The organism is Priestia sp. YIM B13490, assembly GCF_042787735.1.
GTDB lineage: Bacteria > Bacillota > Bacilli > Bacillales > Bacillaceae_H > Priestia > Priestia megaterium.
Map to the genome: position 1 here is coordinate 339,842 of NZ_JBHZOT010000002.1, position 20,512 is coordinate 360,353.

Sequence of the window (20,512 nt, forward strand, 5' to 3'; positions counted from 1 at the left end):
TTCGCTTTCCGCAGGCGGCAGCTAAGCCTCCTCGTCACTTATGCTCCTGGGTGGCTCACCTCTTCCCCTTTTCCCCCAGAAGTCTTCATCTTGCCCTCCAACCAGTAGCTAGAAGCACCTACATACATGAAACCTACGTCCAACATAACCATGAAAAGATCTAAACGAAGTTGGATTCTCTATCAAGAATCTCCATTCATCGTTCGGATCTTCCTGCAACGAAAATACTTTTTTCACAGCCTCATTACGTATATACCAAGATCAACTTCAGGATTCACTTACCGTAGCTTTTAAAGTAGCTGCCAACACCACAAGTTCTTCTATAGATGCTAACTCCTCCTGTGAAGCCGCAGCTACTTCTTCAGCATAAGCAGCTGCTTGTTTAGCAACCTCTGAAAGGCCCATGACAGACTCCATTACCTTGAACGAATACCCATCAATCTCTCCTGTTGCCTTTGTCATTTTGTTCATTTGTTCTTGAGCAGCAAAAACATCTTCCATGATTGTGGAAAATTGTTCATTTACATCTTCGACAGTGGCAATACCAAGTGTGACTTCTTCTGTATTGACTTCCATGTTTTGATAAGCCTGCTTTGCCTGCGCTTCAATTTCTTTTAACAGATGACTGATTTGTATAGCGGACGTTTTAGATTCTTCCGCTAGCTTACGTACTTCTCCTGCTACTACAGCAAAGCCTTTTCCATGTTCCCCAGCTCTTGCAGCTTCAATAGCAGCATTAAGTGCAAGAAGATTTGTTTGTTCAGCAATTCTTGTAATCGTGTCAATAATTCGTCCAATCTCTGTAGAACGATCTTCGAGTCCCTTTACTTCACTAGTGGATATCTTAACTGATTCATAGATTTTATTCATTTGGTTCGTCACCTCTTTCACCGAAACATTTCCAGTGGAAGCATGTTCAGAGGCTCTGTTCATCGATTGCTGTACCCTTGAAGAATGATCAGTCATTTTCTGAAGGAGCTTGGCCATATCCACCATAGCTTGCTCGGTTTCAACCACATTTAGCAACTGCTTATCAGAACCCGCAGCAATTTCTTGAATCGACATCGTAACTTCTGTCACAGCTGTTTTTGTTTCCTCCATGCTTGCAAACAGTTGCTCTGAGGAATGACTGACCGTGCTCTTTGTTTTACTTATTTTCTGACGCAGCATTCTCATGTGAATCATCATTTCATTAAATGAAGATATGAGTGTACTAATCTCATTTTTCCCTTTCAAAGGAGCAAGATCTACAGATAAATCACCGTTTGAAATCCCTTTCATTGTTTTTGACAAATTTTCAACCGCAATTATGTAGCGACGTATGATAAAATAGAACACGGTAGTTGTAAAAGAAACAAACAGAAATGTAATCACTAGCGTAATCGAAGCTGCTTGCTCTTGTTTCACAATAAGATAATAATTTGTTACTTCAATTACAGTAGATGTTATGGTCATCATGGCTGCAATCATACATAGCATTTTCATGCGTAAACTTTGAAAAGCTTTTTTCATTTTTTCATCCCCTATACAATCTAAAGACATAGAATGTCTAATCTATATTAGTAGTATCGGCATATTTTTATATTTTTTTGTAAAAACTAAAGAAGAATTGAAACAATTATTATTGGCGCTTTTCCACTAAATATTGGAATACATTTCATTCTGTAAGGCGCTGCAACAGCAGTTGATAACTGTCTGATTATTCTTTCATTTGACCAAACTCTACCTTTGCTTATAAAATGAAGATTTGTAGAAAGGAGTACGAAAAATTTTATGTATACGTATCAAACAGGCAATCAAACAATTGACTACAAAATTGAAGTCGTTCCAAATAGAACCGATATCACGGTGCAAATTTGTGACAAAGAAGGGGTAAAAGTTATTATCCCAAGAGGTCTTAATGAAAACAATGTGCGTTCAATCATCGCACGCAAAGCAACATGGATTTTAAAACAACTAAACGGTTCACAGCCAGCTGAGGAAAAGCCAGCTGCTCCAAAGAAAGAAGCAGTAAAAAAAGAAACAGCTAAAAAAGAGGCTCCTAAAGCAGCAGCTTCTGCAGCTAAAACTGGTTCTTTTGAAGAGGGAGACAAATTCCCTTACCTAGGACGTCAATACCGCTTAAACATCGTTCGTGGAGATGTAGCAAAGGCTGAAATGACATTCCGTGCAAAATTCATTGCTACAGTACCTGAAAGCTGGAACGAGCAGCAAACAAATGAAGGTATTGGACAACTGTTAACAGAATGGTACCAAGGCCGCGCAGGTGAAAAATTCCAAGAAGCTTTGAAATCTGTTAAAAAAACTGCAGACAATGCTCCTGAATCTGTTAAGTGGGACGAGTTAGGTGAAGAATACGCTACGACTCAAGATAATACAATCGTATTAAACTGGCGTTTGCTAACAGCTCCTCTTGCAACAATTGAATATGTCATTGCTTCTCAATTTACAAATGCAGATGAGTTATTCGAAGATGCAGCTGAACGCAAACAGTGGTTAAGCGATAACACCCTAAACGCATTTTAAGTTTATACATAAAAAAAGCACGCGGCGAACGCGTGCTTTTTTTATTTGGATAGAAGTACCCGAATAATCTCACTGCTCAAAAATTAGTTAACCTGATAGGTTCATTCAAGCGCAGTTTATAAACCAATATATAATATACATGTTTAAAGTTTTATTAATCTAATTTTAGAAGCAGTAAGTAAGAATAAACTGATTCTATAAAAAACTGCTTTCTATCCTTTTAATACTTTAAACGCTTCTCTTACTTTTCGTGCAAAATCTAACGGTGGTTCTACGGATTCAAAATGCATATACATTGCTCTCGGCTCTTCAAATAGCCAATGGTTGTGAACGGCCGTAACCTTAATATCTCTTTTTCTAAGCTCCGTTAATAATGGATTTACCTCTTCTTGCAAAAGCACGGTTTCACCTAGATTTAGCGCTCTTCCCTTGCTATCTAAATCTTCAAAAGTAAAAAATTGAGGAGTAACTAACGGAGAGCGTGTTGGACGCCCTAAAATTTTAAAACGAATCGTCCGAAATTTTTGTACCAAACAAACGCCATTTTCATCTAAACTGCCTTGTCCACCTAGAATTCTCGCAAACTCCTGACATAGACTCTTTTTATTTTCCCAACTCATTATGCTGACTTCCTCTCTTGTAATGACTTGTCCTACCTTAATAAATATATGTGAAAGTTATCAAGTAGAAACGGCAAACACACAGGAAAACTACCCATTTTATAAATCCTGATTATCAAAAGTCATATTTATTTTTCTTTGTTCATATCAATAGCATGTATTTTTGAATTTAACTAAACAGAGAAATTTAGATGTCCATTTAAAAAATTTACTTAAACAGTTTTTTAAAATTGAATTTATAGGGGGAAGTAAAATGAAAAAAATAGGCAAAGATGATTTTATTTCGGGGTTTGTTCCTCATCATAATCATGGCTCAGTGGACTACACTTCTGTTGCGTCAGGACATGTCCATCAGTGCCTCGATGTAACGTCTCCTCCAATTCAAAGCGAGGATGGAAGCCACATTCACTATACAGAAGGCTATGTTGTTTTTGAAGACGGACATACACATCATTACAAAGCCTACTCTGGTCCCGCTATTCCCATTGGCAACGGTATGCATGTTCACTATTATGACTTTTATACCAGCGAAGACAACCAGCATCGGCATCATGTCAAAGGTGTAGACCATCCTGCTCCAGGCGATAGATAATGAAATAGTTTAATGCAATTAAGCCAAAGTCTCAGCTTCTGGACTGATTTTCATCTTGTGTTTATACCCCTTTATTAACAGTGAGACCTTTAATAGATAAAGGTCTCTTTGTGCATATATGAGTTAAATGCCAGTCTCTCCCTCTGCTTAAGCAAAAAAGGATACGCGAGCTCTTTATTCCAAAAGTTCGACATACCAGGTCTTTGGACATGTCAAAGTTTCTACACCAATCGATATATTGTGTTTTAAAAGAAAGATATATATAATCAAGAAAATGTTTGATTTTGTTTAAATGTGGATACGTATACCTATAAGCAAGATAACAAACACTTAAGATGAGTGGTTACGCTATAAAAGTTGTAATGACCATGTAAAGAAAGGAAGTGCAGCTTATGAAAGGACAGAGCTTTTTTATTTTAGGACTTATATTTGCTCTTATCATTGCTGTTTTAGCTGTAATTAACAACGATCCTGTACAATTTAACTATGTATTTGGCTCACAAAAATGGCCTCTTATTTTAATTATCTTAACAACGGCCGTGTTTGGAGGAGTGGTTGCTGCTTCATTGAGCTTTGTAAAAATTGTTCAACTAAGAGGACAAGTGAAACAGAAAAACAAGCGAATTGCTGAGCTAGAAGAAGAAATCAAGCAGCATAAGCCTGTTGAGCCTGTTGTGGAAGAAGAACCAAATCAACCAGCTACTCGAACTGAGCGCGCTCAGTTATAATAAAGAAAAGCCGTTATTCCCTAGAATAACGGCTCTTTTCATTTTTTGTTCCCTCATGCATATTTTTGGCATACACGCATAAACAGATAGATATGGAAAACTTTAGTTCTGAATGGTACAATCAACACTGTTATATCTCTATGAAAAACTTAAATTGACAGTCTTACCGTTAAGAAGGTGTTCATCCATTATGGTCAATAAAAAAATAAAGCGTGAAATTCTTACATACATAAGCGTCATCCTCGGCACCGTTTTGCTTTCTGTTGTCGTTCAGCACTATTGGTTTCAGCCCTACACTGTAAAAGGCGATTCTATGAAGCCTATTTTGCACGAAGGCAATCGAATTATTATTAACAAACACAGCAAGCTGGAGCGCTTTGACATTGTCGTTTTGCAAGCTCCCTATAGCAGTGATTTTCTAGTAAAGCGCATCGTCGGCTTACCAGGAGAAACGGTCGAATACAAAGATGATGTTCTGTATATAAATAACAAAGTCAAAAAAGAACCGCATCTTCATAAATATTTATCCAAAGTGCCCGCTTACGAGCGATTTACTGAAAATTTTTCCACGTACGAACTGTCTCAAGACGGCACGATACCCGATGGATACGTATTAGTGCTAGGTGACAACAGACGCATTAGCCGAGATGGCAGACATTTCGGCCTCACTCCGATTTCTTCGATCATGGGAGAAGTCAATATGAAATACTGGCCTTTAAAGGAAATGACTCTTATGCATTAACACATAAAAAAGAAAGCTCAAAAGTGAGCTTTCTTTTTATTTTGGATTTTCCTTGTTTTCTACATGCTGTTCTTCTGCAAATTCTGTGTCATACGCTAGTTTTCGCTTAAAAGCGGGACGCGTTCTCGCCGTATGTTTCGTTTCAATATGGTTGAATAAGTAGCGGTGAACAAAAACCTCGGCAAATGTAATAATAGCTGCAGAAATAATACTTCCCCAAGCAATTTGAACGTAGCTGTCTAATAACAATGTTCCAAAAATCCATACGCTCATATAGGTTAGAACAAATTCAACAATAATGGCATCACGGTTGCCCACTCGAGGCAGTACAATTCGATCCACTACTAAATATGTCACAACTGTCGTTAGCAAGCTAAAGGAAATAATGTCTCCGATGGTTGCATCAAAAAACAAATCAAGGCCTATACCAAACGCAATAAGTGCCGCTGCAAATTTAATGAGCAATAATGTTGCATGATTCATATTTGAACCCTCCTTTTTCTATATTAATTTGAACAAAAATAGGGAAATTAATACCTTTTTTGCCAAGAAGGGTATAATATAGGCAAAGCCAGTACGTTTGAGGCTGCTCGAGTGTACAAGAATGATTTGGGAGATGTTGTAATGATTGTACTAGAAAATAGCAAAATGAAAGTAAGTATTCAAGAAAAAGGAGCGGAAGTTGTAGAAGTATTTCATAAAGAAAAAGACCTGCAGTTCATGTGGAGCGGAGACCCCGCTTATTGGGGACGAGTATCCCCCGTATTGTTTCCAATCGTAGGCAGATTAAAAAATGATCAGTATACCGTTAATCAGCGCGAATACTCTTTGCCACAGCACGGTTTTTTACGTGATTCTGCTTTCAGCGTGATCGAACAAACAAACGAAACGGCACGGCTGCAATTTGCTACAAACGGCCGCTTTAAAGACGTATATCCGTTTGAATGTTCAGTTGAAATCAGCTACCGTCTGGAAAATAACCGATTAACTTTTCAGTGGAAAGTAGTGAATGAAGATAAAGACGATATGTATTTTTCAATTGGAGCCCACCCTGCTTTTCGTATTCCGTTACGTGAAAACGAGCAGATTTCTGATTACTTTTTAGAAATAGAGCCTTCTGAAACTACGCCGAAGGAATTTATATTAAAAGACGCTCTTATTCATGAAAAAGGAGCTGCAGAAAATTTGCATCAGCTGCCGCTAAGCGCAGATTTATTTGCAAATGATGCGCTAATTTTTAGTCATATTGACGGAATTACGATTAAATCGCCGGTTAATGAAAATCAAATTAACGTTCAGTTTAATGATTTCCCGTATGTCGGTATTTGGTCAAAGTATGATGCAGAAAATCATACAATCGCTCCTTTTCTCTGTATCGAACCTTGGTTTGGAATTGCAGATACGCATGATCACAACGGAAATTTCAAAGAAAAATTAGGCATCAACCGTTTATCAAAAGACGGTGTATTTCAAACAGAATTCTCTGTTTCCTTTAGTTGATGCAACAAACACATAACATAACAAAATCAATCCAATCTTAAGACGAACAAATGGGATATATGAGCTGGACTGCTTGTTACACCGCTGTTGATTTCCGTGCAAGACTTCGCTTTCCGCGGGCGGCTGTTGAGCCTTCTCGTCGCTTACGCTCTGCGGGGTCTCACCTATTCCGCTTTTCCCGCAGGAGTCTTCGCCTTGCCCTCCAATCAACAGCTAGAAGCAGTTAAATAGATTAAGCCTGCGTTCACCATAACAATAAAAAGCTCCGAACGATTACTCGTTCGGAGCTTTCTTCAACTAAACTATTTTTGTTCCTGCTTCTTTTTACATTAGTTATTTACAACATCGCTATTTTTTAGCGCATGGACTTGTTCTATTAGCTTCTGAACATATTCTTCGCTGAGTACACCTGTTGCCCCTCGAATAATTTCAGTCGAATAATGATCCGGAGGTGCGACTTCTTTTTCTTTATTTAACACAAAAAAAGTAAGAACATGATCCACCATCTTACCTTCATGCTCGACAGAAATAATAGCAGGACGATAGCCATTATTATCTACGCCTTCTCTGCCATACAGGTACGTAATTGCTTCAGGCGGCACGCGGTACAGTTTGCCTTCAACGACTCCGCCTTCTTCCACCATATCTGCACGTCCTCCGTCATGAATAACGTGGTTATATCGAAGCGTATAGCCTTTAAAAACCGCTCTGCCGAGACAGTCCTGGAAATGCTGATCCACCCCGTGCTTAATAAAACGATCGTTATCCATACATGAACCGTAAGCAAAATACAGCATACCTTCTAATAAATCTTCTTTCCACACGCGCCAGTTTCCGCTCGGGATAAATTCGTGCAGCAGCGAACGATCGCTTGCCACATACACAACGGCTTCAAATTCACCTTGGTCCGTTTCAACCGTTTGCACAACTTTATCATATTCATTATCTTTATGACCTTCATGAATATACCCTTCTAATTCATCAAGAGCCTTCCACATAAGCTGATCGGTCACTTCATATACTTCTCCGTATACACTATGTTCACTGTCAATATCAAGCATAGGATAGCCTTGCTTTGTGTCATATAATTTCCCTTTCGTTTTTGCCTGCTTGGCAATAGGGCGCGCATGATGCAGCAATCCGTGATTACCTTCTCCTTCAAGAAGCGTTCCGTATACAAATAAATAATTGCACATACTCCTTATTCCCCCTCTTTCTCTTCATAAAGCTCTAGCGGTAACCCGTCCGGATCAGCAAAAAAAGTGAATTTTTTTCCCGTTAGTTCATCTACCCTAATAGGTTCCACATCAATCCCTTGCTGCTCTAGTTCACGCTTGGAATCCTCTACGCTTTCAACGGCAAAAGCTAAATGGCGTAAGCCGCACGCTTCAGGTCTTGAAGGACGCTGTGGCGGATTTGGAAACGAGAACAACTCAATTTGATAGCCAGGAGCTACTTCTAAATCTAGTTTATATGACTCTCTTTCTTTTCTATATGTTTCTTCTATAATCTTGCATCCTAACACATTTACATAAAAAGCTTTTGAACGTTCATAATTACTTCCTATAATGGCTACGTGGTGCATTCGTTTTAAATCCATTTCATTCTCCCATAAAAACCCTTTTCTAATCATCCTACACAAAATGCCGGCAAACATCAAATAATTACGTTATCACCTTTGACTAGAGTGATAAAAGTCACGGACATAGCGCCTTATAACGAGTAACATAACAACGAGGTGAATAACATGATTTCGTTAACATTTAAAGCAAGAATTGACCGAACTCAAAATTTAGATTCGTTAAAAGAAGAAGCTGCTATTATGCACCGTATTGCTGATCAGCTATCTCCAATGAGCCCTGAGTTCATAGATTATACTGAACGTATTCAATATGTGTATGAACGCATGCACATTATCGTACGTCATCCTACTAAAAAACTCGCTTAATATAAGCGAGTTTTTTTATAAAATCTTTGTCAAACTACCTTATTTTGAGATATACTGAATGCTAATAAAAAAATGAAACTTTTTGATCTTACGCGCGTATACTTAATTACGATAGGATAAAAGATAAATAGTTACGCAGATAAAAACCATCACGTGATGGTTGATATAGTTAAAGGAGGTGGTATTCTGATGGGGTTGCGACATACAAAATTGGCGAACTTGCAGAGATGGCACATGTAACGAAACGCACGGTTGACTATTATACCAACATTGGTTTGTTAAAAGCAGAACGCTCTGCTTCTAACTATCGCTTTTATAACGAAGAAGCGCTGAAACGTCTTTACTTAATTGAAAAATTAAAAAGCGAAGGCCGTTCTCTTGAAGAGATTTCTTCTCTATTTTCTATAGAGCAATCCGAGAATAGCCACTCTAAAGACGAATTAGCATCCAAATTTTACGTACTAAACGACAGTTTAAAAGAAGTTGCACCGCTTATGGAAAAGCTTAATGAAGAAGATCGAAAAGTAATGATGAATCGGCTCTCACCAGAAAGCGTCACTCTTTTGCACTCTTTACTGCTGCTGCTGTCGTAAATTTATTATTTACAGGAGGTGTTTACTTACTTTATAGCATTATAAAGTAAGTATATTCATTGATAACCATTAACTTAATTATTTTTGCGATTTTAATTGTACTCACTGCTTTTTTCGTTGCTTCAGAGTTTGCAATTGTGAAGCTTCGTAGTTCACGGGTAGATCAACTTGTTGCTGAAGGAAAAAAAGGAGCGAATGCGGTTAAAACCGTGACGACACACTTAGATGAGTATTTATCTGCGTGTCAGCTTGGTATTACGATTACTGCTTTAGGACTCGGTTGGTTGGGAGAACCGACTGTTGCGAAGATTGTAGAACCCCTGTTTGAAAAAATGGGTGTTGCTGCATCTTTAACACATATTCTTTCATTCATTATCGCATTTGCGCTTGTAACGTTTGTTCACGTAGTCGTTGGTGAATTAGCGCCAAAAACATTTGCGATTCAAAAAGCTGAAACAGTTACGTTATTGTTTGCTCGTCCGTTAATTTTATTCTATAAAATTATGTTCCCCTTCATTTGGTTACTAAATGGTTCTGCCCGTTTATTAACTGGAATGTTTGGATTAAAGCCAGCTTCAGAGCATGAACTTGCGCACAGTGAAGAAGAGCTGCGCATTATTTTATCAGAAAGTTTTAAAGGCGGGGAAATTAACCAGTCTGAATATAAGTACGTGAACAACATTTTCGAATTCGATAACCGTGTTGCTCGCGAAATCATGGTACCAAGAACAGAAATTTCAGCTGTTTCTGAAGACGACAGCATTGAAGATTTCTTAAAGCTTGCTGTAGAAGATCGCTACACTCGTTACCCTGTTACCGTTGACGGAGACAAAGATAACATTATCGGCTTAGTCAACGTCAAAGAGATTCTAAACGATGTCGTAATTAACGATGCGTTAAAAAAGCAAAGCGTGAAGCTTTATATGAATCCTATTATTCAAGTAATTGAAACCGTAGCGATTCAAGACCTATTGCGCTCGATGCAAAAGAAACGTACGCATATGGCTGTGTTGATTGACGAGTACGGCGGTACGGCTGGTATCGTTACCGTTGAAGATATTTTAGAAGAAATCGTTGGAGAAATTCGAGATGAGTTTGATACAGATGAAAAGCCGCTTGTTCAAAAAATCAGCGATCAGCACTTTGTCTTTAACTCAAAAGTACTGCTTGAAGAAGTTAACGAAGTCCTTCATATCGAAATTGAAAACGACGATATCGATACAATTGGCGGCTGGATGCTAATGCAAAATATCGATATCCAGGAAAGCGAATCGTTCAAACTTTTCGGATACGAGTTTATTGCAAAAGAAATGGACGGTCACCAAATGAAAGAAGTAGAAGTACGTGCCCTTCCTGAAGAAGAACGCGTACAGCCTGAAAGTCATTCACCAGAACAAGAAGTTACACAAGCATAATAGAAAGAGCCGCTTCTTCATGAAGCGGCTCTTTTTTATCATTACTTTATCTTAATCATGCAGCAGCTTATACACAACGTTCTCTTCTGCCTTTTCCCCAGTCTTTTCCTTCGCTTGGTCCATCGTGCCGACAAATTCCAGCTTTCCTTCCTTTAAGACCGCAAACCGATGACACACGTCTAATATTTCATTCAAATCATGGGTAATATAGATAATCGTCTTTCCTTTTGCCGCCAGCTGTTTAATATAACGAATGATCTCAAGCTTGGACTGCAAATCAATTCCGACTGTCGGCTCGTCCATTAACAAAACGGACGGTTCATGAATAAGTGAAACGGCTATGTTGAGCTTTCGCTTCATGCCTCCTGATAAATTTTTCACTTTTTCCTTCCATCTTCCTTCGAGCTGTACAGCTGAGCAAAGAGACTGAAGCTGTTCATTCGACAGAGAGCGTGAAGTCATTTTACTCCACATTTTCATGTTTTCTTTTACGCTAAGCTCTTCCCACAGCGCTATGTCCTGTGGAACGTAGCCAATGACTTCTCGAATCGCTTTTTGATTTTTCTTAAGCGATAAGCCTCCAATCGTGACATTCCCGCTTGAAGGAGCCGTAATGGTAGACAAAATAGACAGAAGCGTCGACTTACCAGCGCCGTTTGGTCCTAAAAGACCAATGACTTCTCCACTTTCTACGGTCAGCGTAACATTTGCTAACGACCGTTTTTTTCCGTATGTTTTGCTAACATTGTTAATTTCAATCATTTGATGCTCCTCACATTCCACACTATTTTAAACGCGCACAAACATATACATGCAATGGAAACAGCTATCTCTTTCCAAATGAACGTAAGCGGCAGTGCATGCTGATACAGAAGCAGATGCTGCGGAAGCCACTGACTTATTCTTTCAATCGTTGCAGAAAGCTCTCCTACAGGGAAAAAGCTCCCCCCTATTATACTGAGTCCTGTGACCATAACAACGCTGATCATATAATAAGATCCAACTCGCTGGCTTTCACTTGCAAGCCACGTGCTAAAAGCAACGCACACAATCACATAGATACACATATACAGCAGCACACCGTAAGACTCTACTCCATAAAGCCATTTAAATAGAGCAAAGCTTATGAGAGCTTGAAGCACGTATAGCACAGCATAAGCGGCGCTGACGCTTCGAATATAACCGTAAAGTCCTTTTTGCATCGTTTTCATTCGTTTGAAAAGGTGCCTCCGCTCTTTAATCATCCAATCTGATGTGAGGCAGCAAAGTAAAAGCGTAAAGAATCCCCATAGCGGCACGTATCCGGTCACTTGAGCGCTCCCTTGCTTCGTATGCTTCGTTCCTTGCGCCTCGTAATCAATTGTCATCAGCGGCTTTGGCTTCCACTGGTTATCGGTATAACGATACGCTTCTTTCCATAAATCCGGTCCTGCATGAATGTTATAAACTTTATATAAAAAACGCACTTCATTTGCCGCTTTAATATTTGTCGTTAACCTTGTCACTTCACTCGCCACGACTTCTCGAACCGCTTCTGTGGCAACGGAAGAAGGCAGCGTGAGCAAATCAATGACTCCTTGATAATTCCCCGCTTCTACTTCTTGTTGAAATCCGTTAGGAAACATAAAAATGCTGTCAATTTTATTTTTGGCCAGCTGCTTTCTCGCTTGTTCTTCGTTCAGAGAAAGAAACTGAATTTCTGTTGTTTTCTGTAGTCGATTGATCACTTGTTTAGACATTTGGCTGTGATCTTGATCGACAAGAGCAACGGGTATTTTTGAATCACTTTGTACTTTTGCTAAAAACGAGCTGCTAATAATCGTTCCTATTAAAGGTAAAAAGAAAATCATGATAACAAGCATAGGGCGCTTCAGCTGCTGCTTTATTTTTTCACTGATCATTTTCTCCACCGCCTTTGCAGCGTCATCACGTAGAAAACAGCAATAACAAAACTTCCCGCTGCCGTAATGAGAATAGGCTTAAGGTAAAGAAAAGCTTCGTTTGTGTTATATCCATCAAATTCATAAAATAACAGCTCCAAGACTCTGGTGTTGAGTGACCATTTCTGAAAACCACTCGCCCAGTCCGGTAAATAGACGACCGGCACAACATGTCCACTTAAAATCGCACTCAGCAAAATAAACAGCAAACCGGTTATTTGATAAGCTTTTTGTGATAAAAAAAGAACCCGAAGCAGTAAAAACAAACATAAAAAAGCAAACAAGCTTCCGCTTACCCCTAAAAAAAGCTCTCCGTACGTACCGGTTACAGGCAGTTTTAGTCCTTTAATGAGGCTGCCAAACAAAAAGACAGAGACGGGTAGCAAAAGAATATACAGAGCCGTCAGCTGCGCTAAATAAATGTGAACAAATGATACACCTCTTGTTTTCATTCGAGCCAGCACGGGAGAAGTCTGCGTTTCACTAGCAAGCAGCCATCCGCCGTAGCTCCAAATCATAAGCAGCAAAGCAGCAAAAGACAGGACATAATATTGCTTCATATCCTGCTGAAAGAAACTCGTTTCTATTTGTTCATCAAATAAACTTCCTCGATCTAACACGTGAAGCCCAAACGTCACCAAGCTCTTCTTAAACTCTGCGTGTCTATTTTCATCGGAAACATTTTCTTTTTCTAAAAAGGCATCAACCGTATTAATACCGCTTTGAGCAGCTGATGTGTAGTCGGCTGCACTTTCCATCACATAGCGAAACAGCTGTGACTGAAGCGGCTTATTGCTATTCCCAATGACGTGTAAAGGCTGATTTTTCCCATGAGCAATATCGTGACTAAAACCTTTTGGCAGCGTCACAATGGCTGCCACTTTATTTTGCTGCAGCAGCTGTTTAGCTTTCTGTTCATTCGTGTAAAGAGGCTTCATGATCTTGCGAAGCTTACCTTCAGTCAGCTGTTCGATGACGTACTTCGTTTGTGCAGTATCATCTTTATCCACAATTGCCACGGGGAACCGATTTACTCTCTCCTCACCTTGCATGGTCTGACTAATAATGATCCCTGCTCCAAGTAAAAACAGAGCAGGGATCATTATTAGCAGTATGAGAGATTTTATATTTTTCAATAGAGCTTTACATGTAAAAAGAGTCAAAGAGAAATATATCTTCATCTGCTTTGCACCTTTTAGTAACCAGCGGTTCCCATATTCATCATGAGACCTTGAACATTTTTAGCGAAATTTTCTTGAATCGACAGCATATCTTCAGGCGTTACATCTTTTACATTTGTTGCATTAGACGCATCAAGCTCTGGAATAGCTGCTGATTTTTTTAATTGAGAAGCAGAGTCAATTTTTAACGTAACGTTTGCCGGATCTGCTTTTGGTCCTATTTTTGTACGAATATCAAACGAATAATCTGCTTTTCCTTTTGAAGCACTTATTGCTTGATTCTGCTTTACTTCCCCGTTTACTACTAGATCTTCTTGATCACCTAAGTCTAAAGAGAAAGTACGGTCAGCCGTTTGTTTCGCATCGGTTTTACCATTGATTACCGAATCCATTTTAAACGTCATATTCGTGTCTTCATCTTTTGAATCTTTTGTTAACAAATGAATAGACATGTTTTCTTTTCGTTTTTCACTTTCCGTTGTTACGTTATTTTTCATATCAAACGTAAACGCATCATCGGTAGTGCTATCCGCTAAAACTGCTTTAAACTGCTTAGCCGTTTTGTTATCTTCATACGGAATATTTTTAGTTACTACGTTAAGTTTGCCTTTATCGTTAGAAGCATTTTTTACGCCCATGTTCATATCTCGAGCTACCACAACATCATCTTGAACGTACACAGTTGATTTAACACCGCCAGGGTAAGTCGTATCTTTTGCTTCTTTCTGGAAGTCTTGAAGACTTTCTTTTACTGATTTTTTCAATTCTTTTGGATCTGCCATATCTTTTAATTCTGGATTCGTTGCTGCCGAAGATTTAAACAGCTTAGATACGTGATTTGCATAGATGGTATGAAGCTTGTCATCTTTTGCTACCTTCGCAATAAGCTTATCCATAAATTGTTTTGTTTCTTTATCAGACATGTTAAGCGTCACGCTTGTTAACTGAAGCGTTTTGCCATTTGTTTTATAATCCACATTTTTTTCTTTGGTAAAATAATCGCTGTCTAGCTCCTCATAAATGAACGTTCCATACTCTTTTGCAATGTAGGTCTTTTCTTTTTCCGTTAACTTTAAGTCTTCTAAACTCACGTTGCTTGTGTTAATATCAAGCGTTTCAGGACCTGAATAAGAAGGATCGAACTTACGCGCTACCTGTCCATATTCGTCTAAGTTTAAATAGAAATATTCATTTGCTAGAATCGGGGCTTTAAAGCCTATTCTTTCTTTCGTTTGAAACCCTTCTAGGTCAAGCGCTTTTGAACCGCCGATATTAAGAGCCAGTGAACCGTATCCTTCACTTTTTTTCGGATCTTGTTCCGCTTTAATTTTAATTTCAGCTTTACTGATAAGATCTTGAATCATTTTAAAGCTTGGATCATAGGAAAGTGAATCCATGTTAAAGCCGCCTTTGATAGTAGCATTTGTAGTAGAAGGCTGCTTCATCGCTTTTTCCTGATAAGCCATCGTTTCACTGTACTTTGTTTCTAATTCATCAGCTGCTTTTTGATACGTATTTACTTCAGAAATTAAGTATAATTGCTTAGGAGATTTTTTAAATACCGTAGCAAATGTAATTGCTCCTCCAATAATCACAATTAAAGCTGCTAAAATGATAATCCATTTAGCCGGTGCTTTTTTGGGAGCGGGCGCTGTTTCTAGCGAAGCCGCTGTTTCGTCTGTTGTTCTGTTTTGATCTTTCTCACTCATCTACACCAGAACCTCCTATGTATTTTGTTAGTCACTTTGTACATGATAAGGAATGGTTTCCATAAATTCTACTACTTCGACAAAATAAGACAATAATTAGTCCGATAAACCGATGTCTTTCGGTGCAATATCGTGTGCAAAGTACTCTACTTAAGTACCCAATATATTGAAAATAAAACCAATTATTCAAAACTATCTCAATAACTATTAAAATAGGTAAATGACTTAACTTCTTAGTTTATTACAATATATTCCTATTTTTAAGCATTTACACCTAAGAATTACGAATCGGCACTTTTCTATAGTCGATCTCTTTTTCCTTTAATCATATACAGGTGATATCTATGTACGCCTTTATGAAAAGATGATAAAAAAGCAGCGTTTTGTTCTGGTTCGAAAGGGAAATAATATAAGAAAGCTTTTTTCTTGCCGGTGATGTAAAAATCGAGTAAAGTATTGCTAAATACATTTTACACAATTTAATTTGAGGATAGAAAAAGGAGGATATCATTATGAATATACGCGTCACTCCTTCTGCAAAAGAAGCGTTGCGGAACGTAGAACAAAATCAAATGATTCAGCTTTCTTTTGATCGAGGAAGCTGCGATATTGTTAATACAATTTATGAAATGAAGATCATCTCAAAGAGCAGCCTTCAACCCTATGAAAAAGTTGTAACGGTTGAAGACTTAGAATTTATTGTTGACGACGACATGGAAGAAGTGTACGACAATGAGCTGGTAATTGATCACGCAGCAGGTGCTTTTATCTTCAAAAATCACAACCAAATTTTTAATAACCGCGTAGGATTGCGCTATATCAATTCATAGAAAAAAGCAGGGAACTAACTCCCTTCTTTTTTTCTTGCATATGTTAGGAAACTCGCTTCTATCGATTGACCTTTAAGCGCTCTTGGATAAATAACAACACGTTCACAAGGCTGTTTTCTTCATATACATTCACTTGCTGACGCTTAAATTCTCCTTGTTCATGGTAGTAAATAATATCTCCCGTCCCTTTGTCTTCATTCATATGTAAATGAAAACTAAGCGGCGTTGCCAAAATAGATCCGTCTTCATCTCGCTGAAGAATTTGACAAAGCGTTTGATTCCCTTGTTTTTCAGATAAAAAGTCATAGCCAAATTGACGTGCTAACTTTTCCACTTGTGCAGCAATAAGAGCTGTAATCTGTTGATTGTCTTTCATAAGCAGTATTTCTCCTTACTTCATCTCATTAGGGTTTTCTTCTTAGTATACTATACCTTAAACTTCTGGAGCTAACGACTTAACCTGTACAAATCATGACCACATGTCCATCCGGGTCTTTTATGGTAAAAAACGAAAAATCTTCAAAAGAAGTAATCGGAGAATCAATCGTATAGTCCAGCCCTTTAACAAATNAGTTCATCTCATTAGGGTTTTCTTCTTAGTATACTATACCTTAAACTTCTGGAGCTAACGACTTAACCTGTACAAATCATGACCACATGTCCATCCGGGTCTTTTATGGTAAAAAACGAAAAATCTTCAAAAGAAGTAATCGGAGAATCAATCGTATAGTCCAGCCCTTTAACAAATTCATACGCTTCTTTAATATCTTCAGTATGAAAATTAAAAATTGGATGGAGACTAACCGCTATTTGTTTTTCTTTTCCTTTGGGACCTACGTCTAGCGTTAATCCTGTTTCTCCATCAATTTTAAGATTATAAACTGGGTTCTTAACTTCGCTCATCTTGTATTCTTGATTCAATAACTCGCTATACCATTTTACCGAAGTTTTTAAATGAGCTACGTGAATAAATACCGTATTCATTTTATTGAAAACGGGACTCGGCATTTTTAATCCTCCTTTTTGTTTTCGGTTCATTCTATACCATTATCCACGCATCACTTTATACCTGCCATTACCTTAACTTTTGCTCATATATACAAAAAAGCTTGCGAATACTATTCACAAGCTTTTTCTTCATAAAAAATATGTATGCTGTACAACTACAATCACAACCGCAATTAAAATCGAAGGCAGTAAATTCGCAACTTTAATTTTAATAATTTCTAATAAATTAATCCCAATTGCTAAAATTAATACGCCGCCTACTCCCGTGACTTCGGCAATGATACTATTCATTAAATCTTGCGGCACAATCGCATTAATTTGCGTGGCAAATAACGCAATGATGCCTTCGTATAGAAACACGGGCACAGCTGAGAAAATGACGCCTATTCCAAGCGTAGTCGTTAATAATAATGAGATAAACCCATCCATCACCGCTTTTGTAAACAATACGCTGTGATCGCCGCGTATTCCGCTGTCTAATGCCCCGACAATCGCCATCGCTCCAATAACAAAAATTAACGTCCCTGTTACAAAGCCCTGTGAAATACTGAATGTTTGCTTGTCATTTTGCTGTGATTGAAATTTCCGTTCAATTATATTGCCTAAAAGGTTTAGCTTTTCATCTAAATCAATGAACTCACCAATAACCGCTCCAATGGCTAAGCTCAAAATTACAATTAAAAACTGATGACTTTTAAAACCCATTTGCAAACCGAGCGTGATAACGGATAACCCCATCACTTGCATTACCGTCACGCTTACTTTTTCAGGAATGCGGTGAGCAAGCTTGCCCGTTAATGTTCCTACAACAATCGCTAGTCCGTTTACTAATGCTCCTATAATAAACATGCTGTCACCTTTACTTTGAATAATGCCGTTACTGTTTTCATTTGTTCTACTCCCTCTCTGCTCTGCACTAGCTGTATCAAACACACTAAATTTTAACATATTTTTTTTGCAATTATGAAGAAAATAAAAAGATCCGAACGATGAATCATTCGGATCTTTAACTAAAACACGTTTGTTCCAGCCATCTTATTAAAATGTAATAACGTCTTTTGTGCCTTGCTTTTGATAACCTGTTTTTAACAGCTTTACTTCTTTATCCGCTGGCAAGTTGGTAAATACAACTGGTGTCACAATAGACGGTGCATGCTTTTTAACATAGTCTACATTCACTTGTAAAAGCGGCGTCCCTTGTTGAACGCTGTCGCCTTCTTGAACAAGCGCTTCAAATCCTTCGCCTTTTAAATTCACGGTATCTAATCCAACGTGAATGAGGATTTCAATTCCTTCTGCTGTTTTTAAGCCAATCGCATGTTTTGTTGGGAATACGGTCATGACTTCACCGTTAATCGGTGATACGAGCGTTCCTTCAGTCGGTTCAATCGCAAAGCCGTCACCCATCATTTTTTGTGAAAACACTTGATCTTCTACTTCACTAAGCGGCTTTACAACGCCTTCAAACGGTAACACAAACTCTGTGTGTGTGTGTGCTTGAACAGCCTGTTGTTCAACAGGTGCAGCGGTTGACGCTGTGCCGTATTTAACTAATTGATTCATTGCGTCCGCAACAAATTCTACTTCTGTTCCGACAATGACTTGAACATTTGTTTTGCTGAGCTTCATGATTCCTCTCGCTCCGTGACGCTTTAAGGCAGCTTCGTTAATGTTGCCGGCATCAGCTACTTGTAAACGAAGACGAGTCGCACAGTTATCAATTACGGTCAAGTTTTCTTTTCCGCCTAAATCTTCAATAAAATAAGACGCCATATCCACATATTTATCGCCTGTTGCCACAACCGTTTCGTTTGATGTGTCTACTTCTTCATCGTCTTCACGCCCCGGTGTTTTTAAATTTAATGCTTTGATCAGCGTGTAGAAAATGACAAAGTAAATGACTGCATACACAATTCCAATTCCTGCTAACAGCAGCGGTTTTTGTGAAATTCCGTAGTTTAAGAAGAAATCAATGGCCCCTGCTGAAAATCCAAATCCAGCGTGAATACCAAGAGCAACGGCTAAAGCCATCGATATTCCCGTTAAAACGGCATGAATAACATATAATAACGGTGCTACGAACATAAATAGAAATTCAATTGGTTCCGTAATTCCCGTTAAAAAAGAAGTAACAGCAAGTCCAATTAACATACCGCTGACTTGTTTGCGTTTTTCTTTTTTAGCTGCTGCGATCATCGCAAGCGCTGCTGCCGGTAAACCAAACATCATAACCGGGAAGAATCCAGACATAAATGTTCCTGCCGTTGGATCGCCTTTAAAGAAGCGATTCAAATCTCCCGTTACGCCGTGATAATCTCCGAATACAAACCATACTAAGCTGTTTAACACGTGATGCAGCCCAATTGGAATCAATAGACGGTTTAAAAATCCGTATATACCTGCACCAAGCGCCCCTGCTCCTGTAATCCACGTTCCTAAGTTGTTAATTTGATCTTGAATCGGCGGCCAGATAACCCCGAAGATTCCTGCAAGCGCGAGCATAACGACTGAGGTAATAATCGGTACAAACCGCTTTCCTGCAAAGAAGCCGAGCCACTCTGGCAGCTTAATGGCTGAGAAACGATTGTATAGTAAACCAGCCGTTACCCCCGAGACAATCCCGCCGAGTACACCCATGTTAATATCTTTATCAATAGCTACAGTTCCTTTTGTTAACACAAAATAACCGACCACTCCGGCAAGTGCTGCTGCGCCGCTTCCATCTTTTGAAAGCCCTACAGCAATACCGAGTGCAAACAGTAGTGCTAAATTCGCAAAAATTGCATCTCCGGCTTGTGCCATAAATGGAATATCCAATAAGTCCTTTTGACCCAAACGAAGAAGCAATGCCGCAGCAGGTAATACTGCGATTGGCAGCATAAGCGATTTACCAATACGTTGTAAAAAATTCAGCATGTTTCTATCCCCTTTGTATAACGTATTTAACCCGATGTTACGAGCAAGGATTTTCGTAACAATATTTATCGGATGACAAGTTACCGCATTCATCCCAGCCCATGATTACATCATCAGCTGAAATAACGGCGGTTTTACTGCATGGACTCATACTAGCACATAAAATATATAGTTGTCTATACCAATTTTCTTTTTAAAAACCTCTCTATATCAATGTTAAAAGCCCTTACAAAACTTTCTAGTTCCCAAAAAATAATCAACTGG

Annotated in this window: 22 protein-coding genes; 9 read left to right on the plus strand and 13 right to left on the minus strand. The window is 38.6% G+C overall.

The features are described from left to right. Positions 1-267: 267 nt before the first annotated feature. A complete protein-coding gene (locus ACFX4R_RS07160; RefSeq protein ID WP_280559237.1) occupies positions 268-1,512 on the minus strand; it encodes a methyl-accepting chemotaxis protein in 1,245 nt (414 codons plus the stop codon). Between the two features lie 261 nt (positions 1,513-1,773). Here ACFX4R_RS07160 and ACFX4R_RS07165 point away from each other — a divergent pair, with 261 nt between their 5' ends. Next, complete coding sequence (locus ACFX4R_RS07165; protein WP_043979736.1) at positions 1,774-2,526, plus strand: M48 family metallopeptidase; 753 nt, start codon at positions 1,774-1,776, stop codon at positions 2,524-2,526. A 212-nt stretch (positions 2,527-2,738) separates the two neighbouring features. On the opposite strand, the gene ACFX4R_RS07170 is transcribed toward ACFX4R_RS07165, so the two are convergent. After that, positions 2,739-3,146, minus strand: a complete 408-nt coding sequence (locus tag ACFX4R_RS07170) for a DUF1259 domain-containing protein (RefSeq protein WP_025749486.1) — start codon at positions 3,144-3,146, stop codon at positions 2,739-2,741. Between the two features lie 253 nt (positions 3,147-3,399). On the opposite strand from ACFX4R_RS07170, the gene ACFX4R_RS07175 reads away from it, so the two are divergent. The 3 genes from ACFX4R_RS07175 to lepB all read left to right on the plus strand — a co-directional run bounded on the left by ACFX4R_RS07175 (position 3,400) and on the right by lepB (position 5,208). Further along, a complete protein-coding gene (locus tag ACFX4R_RS07175) occupies positions 3,400-3,738 on the plus strand; it encodes a YmaF family protein (protein WP_013055902.1) in 339 nt (112 codons plus the stop codon). A gap of 392 nt (positions 3,739-4,130) precedes the next feature. Continuing rightward, positions 4,131-4,466, plus strand: coding sequence for a LapA family protein (locus tag ACFX4R_RS07180; protein ID WP_014461129.1), 336 nt, complete (start codon positions 4,131-4,133; stop codon positions 4,464-4,466). Positions 4,467-4,656: 190 nt separating this feature from the next. Continuing rightward, positions 4,657-5,208 (plus strand): signal peptidase I, encoded by a 552-nt coding sequence (gene lepB, locus ACFX4R_RS07185; RefSeq protein WP_075420714.1) that lies wholly within the window; start codon positions 4,657-4,659, stop codon positions 5,206-5,208. A 36-nt stretch (positions 5,209-5,244) separates the two neighbouring features. Here lepB and ACFX4R_RS07190 read toward each other — a convergent pair whose 3' ends face one another. After that, on the minus strand, positions 5,245-5,691 hold the full coding sequence (locus ACFX4R_RS07190; protein WP_016763336.1) for a YndM family protein: 447 nt from the start codon (positions 5,689-5,691) through the stop codon (positions 5,245-5,247). Between the two features lie 141 nt (positions 5,692-5,832). On the opposite strand from ACFX4R_RS07190, the gene ACFX4R_RS07195 reads away from it, so the two are divergent. Beyond that, the gene (locus ACFX4R_RS07195; protein WP_377569206.1) at positions 5,833-6,708 is read left to right on the plus strand and encodes an aldose 1-epimerase family protein; all 876 of its coding nucleotides are present in this window, start codon (positions 5,833-5,835) and stop codon (positions 6,706-6,708) included. A gap of 329 nt (positions 6,709-7,037) precedes the next feature. Here the strand turns inward: ACFX4R_RS07195 and ACFX4R_RS07200 are convergent, their stop codons facing one another. Beyond that, positions 7,038-7,904, minus strand: coding sequence for a gamma-glutamylcyclotransferase family protein (locus tag ACFX4R_RS07200; protein ID WP_043979742.1), 867 nt, complete (start codon positions 7,902-7,904; stop codon positions 7,038-7,040). Between the two features lie 5 nt (positions 7,905-7,909). Then, on the minus strand, positions 7,910-8,308 hold the full coding sequence (gene gloA2, locus ACFX4R_RS07205) for an SMU1112c/YaeR family gloxylase I-like metalloprotein (protein WP_165575422.1): 399 nt from the start codon (positions 8,306-8,308) through the stop codon (positions 7,910-7,912). A gap of 147 nt (positions 8,309-8,455) precedes the next feature. On the opposite strand from gloA2, the gene ACFX4R_RS07210 reads away from it, so the two are divergent. The 3 genes from ACFX4R_RS07210 to ACFX4R_RS07220 all read left to right on the plus strand — a co-directional run bounded on the left by ACFX4R_RS07210 (position 8,456) and on the right by ACFX4R_RS07220 (position 10,664). Then, positions 8,456-8,656, plus strand: coding sequence for a hypothetical protein (locus ACFX4R_RS07210; protein ID WP_013082164.1), 201 nt, complete (start codon positions 8,456-8,458; stop codon positions 8,654-8,656). 227 nt (positions 8,657-8,883) lie between these two features. Next, entirely contained in the window at positions 8,884-9,249 is a 366-nt protein-coding gene (locus ACFX4R_RS07215; RefSeq protein WP_013055894.1) for a MerR family transcriptional regulator, read from the plus strand. Between the two features lie 59 nt (positions 9,250-9,308). Continuing rightward, a complete protein-coding gene (locus tag ACFX4R_RS07220) occupies positions 9,309-10,664 on the plus strand; it encodes a hemolysin family protein (RefSeq protein ID WP_013082163.1) in 1,356 nt (451 codons plus the stop codon). Positions 10,665-10,715: 51 nt separating this feature from the next. Here the strand turns inward: ACFX4R_RS07220 and ACFX4R_RS07225 are convergent, their stop codons facing one another. The 4 genes from ACFX4R_RS07225 to ACFX4R_RS07240 are packed head-to-tail and all read right to left on the minus strand — an operon-like array spanning position 10,716 to position 15,494. Then, the gene (locus ACFX4R_RS07225) at positions 10,716-11,426 is read right to left on the minus strand and encodes an ABC transporter ATP-binding protein (protein ID WP_280559233.1); all 711 of its coding nucleotides are present in this window, start codon (positions 11,424-11,426) and stop codon (positions 10,716-10,718) included. Continuing rightward, entirely contained in the window at positions 11,423-12,565 is a 1,143-nt protein-coding gene (locus tag ACFX4R_RS07230; protein WP_377569209.1) for an ABC transporter permease, read from the minus strand. Before ACFX4R_RS07230 ends, ACFX4R_RS07225 begins: the two co-directional genes overlap by 4 nt. Beyond that, positions 12,562-13,785, minus strand: coding sequence for an ABC transporter permease (locus tag ACFX4R_RS07235; RefSeq protein ID WP_377569211.1), 1,224 nt, complete (start codon positions 13,783-13,785; stop codon positions 12,562-12,564). Before ACFX4R_RS07235 ends, ACFX4R_RS07230 begins: the two co-directional genes overlap by 4 nt. Before the next feature lie 14 nt (positions 13,786-13,799). Further along, positions 13,800-15,494, minus strand: a complete 1,695-nt coding sequence (locus tag ACFX4R_RS07240; RefSeq protein WP_043979754.1) for a DUF6583 family protein — start codon at positions 15,492-15,494, stop codon at positions 13,800-13,802. A 512-nt stretch (positions 15,495-16,006) separates the two neighbouring features. On the opposite strand from ACFX4R_RS07240, the gene ACFX4R_RS07245 reads away from it, so the two are divergent. Further along, positions 16,007-16,324 (plus strand): iron-sulfur cluster biosynthesis family protein, encoded by a 318-nt coding sequence (locus tag ACFX4R_RS07245; protein ID WP_377569213.1) that lies wholly within the window; start codon positions 16,007-16,009, stop codon positions 16,322-16,324. Between the two features lie 58 nt (positions 16,325-16,382). Here the strand turns inward: ACFX4R_RS07245 and ACFX4R_RS07250 are convergent, their stop codons facing one another. From ACFX4R_RS07250 to nagE, 4 genes are all read right to left on the minus strand, one after another. Beyond that, positions 16,383-16,700 carry a hypothetical protein gene (locus ACFX4R_RS07250; protein ID WP_013082157.1) on the minus strand — a complete coding sequence of 106 codons (318 nt, stop codon included), beginning with the start codon at positions 16,698-16,700 and terminating at the stop codon, positions 16,383-16,385. 257 nt (positions 16,701-16,957) lie between these two features. After that, positions 16,958-17,332, minus strand: coding sequence for a VOC family protein (locus ACFX4R_RS07255; RefSeq protein ID WP_377569215.1), 375 nt, complete (start codon positions 17,330-17,332; stop codon positions 16,958-16,960). Between the two features lie 129 nt (positions 17,333-17,461). Continuing rightward, positions 17,462-18,181, minus strand: a complete 720-nt coding sequence (locus ACFX4R_RS07260) for a DUF554 domain-containing protein (RefSeq protein WP_043980592.1) — start codon at positions 18,179-18,181, stop codon at positions 17,462-17,464. Positions 18,182-18,370: 189 nt separating this feature from the next. Beyond that, a complete protein-coding gene (gene nagE / locus ACFX4R_RS07265; protein WP_162213813.1) occupies positions 18,371-20,248 on the minus strand; it encodes an N-acetylglucosamine-specific PTS transporter subunit IIBC in 1,878 nt (625 codons plus the stop codon). Positions 20,249-20,512 lie beyond the last annotated feature (264 nt).